We start from the raw sequence: 2,568 nt of genomic DNA, 5'->3' as shown, positions 1-2,568 counted from the left end.
CATATATATTTTCGATAAAATACATATACATATATATTAGAATTCGCTTTATTTCTTATATTGTGAAGCTGAAGATTTTAATATTTTTGAAAATATTTTGATCGATTTCTAGACTAGAGACTTGATTAACTGCCAACAACAGTTAGTTTTATATAGATTGATANGTTATATTTATAAAATATTNNTNAATTTTTTTTAAAAAAAATAGTTGCATTTATTTTAAATGATGTTATCATTTTATTAATAAGAGCTTTGGAAAAAGCGTGTTTGCAATTACAATTTGCATATATTAAAAAATAAAAGAATATTTTTACATATTCATTTATTTTTTATTTAAAATTACTGGAATAATCAATGGATTACGACGTTTATAACGGTAAATGAAAGGAGATAATGATTGCTTAATAGCATTTTTAAGAGCGCCAAAAGTTGGTTTTTGGGTTTTTAAAACTTCATTAACTGCTTCGGTTGCTAAACGAATTGATTCATTAATAATATTTCCAGATTCTTTAACATAGAAACTTCCTCTTGAAATAATGCGTGGTGGTGTTAGTAATTGATTATTTTGCGAATCAATTGAAATAACAACAGCAATTAACCCATCTTTTGATAAAATTTCACGGTCACGAACAACAGCGGTTGTTTGCCCTGATAAATCTTTTCCATCAACATAAACAGCTTCAGCTTCAATTCTTTTACCAATTGCTGCTGTTCCATTTAATAGTTCAATTTGATCACCATTAGCACAAATAAAGACATTATCTTTTGGGACATTGACACTAATTGCTGTTTCACCATGTTGGCGAAGCATACGATAATCACCATGCATTGGCATAAAGTATTTTGGCTTCAATAGGGTAAATAATAATTTTTGTTCTTCTTGTGAAGCATGACCAGACGTATGGATTTGATTTAAAGGACTATTTTCTTGCACAATAGCACCAGCACGAACTAGTTTATTAATAACTCGTTCAACATCAGCTTGATTGCCGGGAATTGGTGATGATGAAAAAATAACAGTATCACCAGGAATAATAGAAATATGTTGATGTTGATTATTTGCAATTCGGGATAATGCTGCCATTGGTTCACCTTGGCTTCCAGTACAAATAATTAATATTTCATTATCTTTATAGTTTTTAGCATCATTAGCTTTAATAAATGCCTTATCAGAAATTTTTAAATGTCCCATTTGACGAATAATTTTAATAATGCGATCTAAACTTCGACCAAACACTAAAATTTTTCGTCCATATTTATTTGTAATTTCAACAATATGTTGAATTCGATGAACATTTGAAGCAAAAGTTGAAATTAAAATTCGTCCCTTAGCTTTAACAAATAATTCACCAATATTTTTAATAATTTTTGTTTCAGTTTGAGTGTAACCCTCAACTTCAGCATTGGTACTATCAGCCATTAATAACATAACACCTTCTTGCCCCATATTTGCCATTCGTTCAATATCAGCACGATGTCCTAATGGTGTTCAGTCAAATTTATAATCACCAGTTGAAACAACTTTTCCATTTGGAGTAACTACTGAAATTCCAAAGGCATCAGGAATACTATGGTTAACAGCAAAAAAGTTAATTTTAAAGTTTTTTGTTTTAATAACACTCATATTATCAACTTCTTTAACAATTGTTGTTTGTTCCAATTTTGCTTCTTTTAGACGATCACGAATTAAAGCAGTTGCTAATCGTGGTGCATAAATAATTGAAATATTAACTTCCCGTAATAAATAGGGAATTCCACCAATATGATCTTCATGGCCGTGTGTAATAAATAATGCTTTTATTTTTCGTTGGTTTTCTTTTAAATAATTATAATTTGGAATAACAGCATCAACTCCAAGCATTGTTGAACTTGGAAATTTAACTCCTGCATCAAGCATAATTAACTCTTCATCATGCTCGATACAATATGTATTTTTTCCAACTTCTTCTAATCCACCTAAAGCAAACACTTTTGTTGGAATTTTATTTTTAACAACATTTTGGATTGGTTGTTTTGTTACTATACTATTTGGTTTTGTAACTATTGCTTTGTTTTTACTTGTTTCTTTCTTTTCTTCATTCATTGAAATTATCACCTCATAATTCTAAAATTAACGCATAGTTTTTTCTTTATTAAATTGAATATTATTAAAAAGAAAAAAATTAATTTACTAGTATCCAAGAAATTATAACATAAAGATTAGTAAGATTACCAAAAAAAACTTTTATTTTAAAAAAAGTTAAATATTATTTTTATACAATAATTCAATCACTTTTTTTCATTCAAGGTTCGGTTTTATTAATTAAATCATAATAAAGGTTTCCTTCTAAATGCCCTTGTTCATGTTGAAAAACAATTGCTTCAAGGCCACGGGCAGTAATTGTTACTTGTTGTTGTTTTAAATAATCATAACTTTCAACAATAATCTCAAAACTACAGGGAACAAAACCTTCTTGGTTATTCCTAACACTAAAACAACCTTCACCTTTTTCAAGTAGTATACATTATTTTGAGGTTTTTAATAAAATTAAGTAATTAGAAACAAATTAAGTTTCGCTTATGACTAAA

2 protein-coding genes are annotated in these 2,568 nt (G+C 27.9%); both read right to left on the bottom strand.

The window, feature by feature from the left end; translation table 4 throughout:
* Nucleotides 1–322 precede the first annotated feature (322 nt).
* Nucleotides 323–2,083, bottom strand: coding sequence for a ribonuclease J1 (gene rnjA, locus BST80_RS04985; protein WP_415746234.1), 1,761 nt, complete (start codon nt 2,081–2,083; stop codon nt 323–325).
* A gap of 169 nt (nt 2,084–2,252) precedes the next feature.
* Nucleotides 2,253–2,501: a peptide deformylase gene (locus BST80_RS04980; RefSeq protein WP_415746235.1), complete on the bottom strand. Its 249-nt coding sequence runs from the start codon at nt 2,499–2,501 to the stop codon at nt 2,253–2,255.
* Nucleotides 2,502–2,568: the final 67 nt, after the last annotated feature.

It is taken from the genome of Spiroplasma sp. Moj (assembly GCF_016082285.1).
GTDB lineage: Bacteria > Bacillota_I > Bacilli_A > Mycoplasmatales > Mycoplasmataceae > Spiroplasma > Spiroplasma phoeniceum.
The sequence above is the reverse complement of the archived record's forward strand: the minus strand, read 5'-3'. Positions and strand labels throughout refer to the sequence as shown.